Raw genomic sequence first — 3,042 nt, forward strand, 5'->3', positions numbered from 1 at the left:
CTAACCGCCACATTGCCGCGCTGTGCCCGGCCATCGTGCTGGACGACAACGAAGAAGCACGCCGTATCGGTATCCGTGGCCAACGCTACTTCATGGAGTCCCTGGGCTACTGGTACGGCGGTGGCGAGCGTCCGGATCCGGAGAAGTGGAAAGACGACACCTTCGTCGATGGCAACGGCCAGAGCGTGATCAAGTCGCGCTTCGCCTCCGAAGAAGTTAGCGTCGATTTCTCCGACCCGACCATGGCGATGATGAACCCGAACCACGCCTACGGCACCGTCGAGGATTGCATCGGCTACGTGCAGCGCCTGATCGATGCCGGCGCCGACGAAATCCTGTTCATCTGTCAAATGGGCACCGTGCCGCAGTGGGCGCAGTTGGAGACCCTGAAGAACATTGGCGAGAAGGTGATTCCGCACTTCCGCAAGGGTTGATACGGGTCAAACCTCACAACCCCTGTGGGAGCCAGCCTGCTGGCGATAGCGGTCTTACATTCAGCATCGATGCTGACTGTTATGGCCCCATCGCGAGCAGGCTCGCTCCCACAGTTTGATTGCATTTTCAGGCCTGACATGGACGTCAGGCCCACTTTCCAACGGGTCCCCAAGGCCCGTTTTTTTATGCCTGCCGGATAGGGCGTTGACCACCGCATACCCCTTGTAGGAGCGAGCCTGCTCGCGATAAACCGGAGAACGCCGCGGGGTGTCAGGTTTCCAGCGTTATCGTTGGCGACCATCGCGAGCAGGCTCGTTCCTACAGGTTTTTGGCCTATAGATAGCGCCTGTTTAACGGCTGTCAGTGTTACTCGATGAAAGCTACAACGCCTTGCGTCGTTGCCTACAGGTACGCCAGAATCCRCCGGCTTGTGCGCCTTGGACCCCCTCGGTAACTTGATTCCCGTCACTGCCCATCAGTGATCGGGTTTAGTCGCCCGGGGTATATCAAAGCGCATATGCGATCAGACAGTCAGGTTATTTCATGCCTGCACTTCATGGTAGCTGTGCGCAGGGCGCCTTCGGGCGCGCCGGTTTGATACTCCCCCGGTCGACTAACCTGCGTACAGCTGCCACCCCTTGTTTAGTCGCAGGTCGGTGACGGCTCCATATATTTGGGAGTTCAACCTATGATCAAGCCTTCGCCTAATCCCCCGGACACCGATCCRRCATCCCCATACGAACCCGATTCAAAMAARCTSMACGASGCCGCCGARCGTGCCCYCGCWTWCCACTTCCCMTCKACCGCMGACATCAAAGCCACCCCTCGAACCATCAGCACGCTGTTCAGCGTCGACCCCGGGGCCACGACCGAAACSCTGRTGGTKTATCTGGTCGAGACGCTGGCCTCGGTSGATGTGATGGTGCATCARYTGGTGGATCAYCTGGAGGGCGGTGATCGTAATGCSCTGCTGGGSATTTCCAATAGCGTSATGYTSGCSGARATCACSGCGAAYCGSGTGCTGGATCAAATCGAACCGGCTGTATAAAGCCGCAACACCACTTACCCCTGCAGGAGTGAGCCTGCTCGCGATAGCGGTCTTACATTCAAGATCGATGTTGAATGTTGTGGTCCCATCGCGAGCAAGTTTTTTATGTCGTACTCAATGAGTTCCGCTAGTTCAATTGGATAATTGCTGCCCCTCCCGAACCAGTTTTGCAGTGGAATCTTGTGCAAGTTTTGAAAAAAAGTGATTGGGATTTTCGCAAGGATTGAATTCAAACAACGCAAAAGTGTAGTGGTTTTTGAAGACTGCACTCGCGATAAGGAAAACCTCATTCCTTCAACTGCTCCTCTTTGTGATCAGATCCTACCTGGAAGATCTTTCATAGCCAGATTTTAAATGGCAGAGGGGAATTGATGGCTTGTAGGAAATGGTTTACAGGTTTTTGGGAAATGTATTGCAAGAATTCAGGCGTTGTATCTCTGGTTTGTAAGTAACTTCCGAAATTTTTATAAATTCTTGACGAAACACGAGAGCGCCTACTAGGTTTACAGCGTCATGGTTCATAGCGAATCAATGTTTCATCAATGCACCGACAAGAGTGCATCTACTTCGCTGACTCTCTTCGTAGAAGCGACTTATGAGGCCGCTTTGCAGAAGGTCATTAAGTGATTTTTATTGGGAGAGTGTTATTGGTCTCAGTTCTGAAATTGAATTGAGCATTTGACATAAGTTGGCGCTTCATTTGATGTGCGCTTAATTAACGGTTTGTTTAGGGAGGAGTTATGACAAAAGAAATACTCGTGAAAACGTCGCAGTCGGAAATTTCGGATAAGGAGATTTCTATTTTGGATGGGGGTATTACGATTCCGAAAAAATATTTGCGAGATAGAGTTTGTCTTGATATAGCAGATATTTTGATTGTGTCAGGGACATTGATCGAGGGTATTGGAACAGTTCATTCTGATATTGATTGTATTGTTCTGTGCGATGAAAGACCTAAAGCAAGTGATGTGGAGTCGAGCCAGCATGCATTAGTTACGGATATTAATTACCATTACCTTACTGAAAATGATGAGGTTCATAACACAACAGATTTTTATGGTAGTACAAGTCTTCATATCGATACTGACTACATAACATTTTCTGAGGTGGATGAGATCGTAGTTAAGATTGAGAAAGCATTTGAAGAGATTATCTCTGATCAACGATTTATATATCATCCGGTGCTGTCAGAACGAGAAAATAATGTTGTTCATAGATCATTAACTGGATGCGCATTAGTGAATGAGGATAAGTTCAACAAAGTAAAAGCTAAAATTCCTCGAGAAAAACATATTTATGTGGCGCACCGTGAAAAGCTCCCAGTATTTTATGCGTTTCAGGATGTTCAAGGCTGCTGGYAGTCAGGCAACCTCTGGATGGGGTGCGAAATTGTACGAGAAATGATGCTGAAAACGACAATGAGTTTTACCTACTTAACAGGGATAACGAATAAGCATCACAAGTGGGTTTACTCAAACGTATTTAGGGTAAATGGGTTTGATGAAATTAAAAGCAGTTTTTTCACTTTGGCTAGAAAGGGCGCCGTTACAGAGAATGAG

The 3,042-nt window shown here is 48.8% G+C and carries 2 protein-coding genes and 1 pseudogene; all 3 read left to right on the top strand.

Annotated elements, in window-relative coordinates; genetic code table 11:
• Positions 1 to 434: pseudogene (locus AC1DVH_RS28745) on the top strand (LLM class flavin-dependent oxidoreductase); the annotation flags it as partial.
• Between the two features lie 689 nt (positions 435 to 1,123).
• Positions 1,124 to 1,483 carry a DUF6124 family protein gene (locus tag AC1DVH_RS28750; RefSeq protein WP_477756630.1) on the top strand — a complete coding sequence of 120 codons (360 nt, stop codon included), beginning with the start codon at positions 1,124 to 1,126 and terminating at the stop codon, positions 1,481 to 1,483.
• Positions 1,484 to 2,223: 740 nt separating this feature from the next.
• A partial coding sequence (locus AC1DVH_RS28755; RefSeq protein WP_477756631.1) for a hypothetical protein occupies positions 2,224 to 3,042 on the top strand: 819 nt, incomplete at its 3' end.

The organism is Pseudomonas sp. P4_C3, assembly GCF_056402075.1.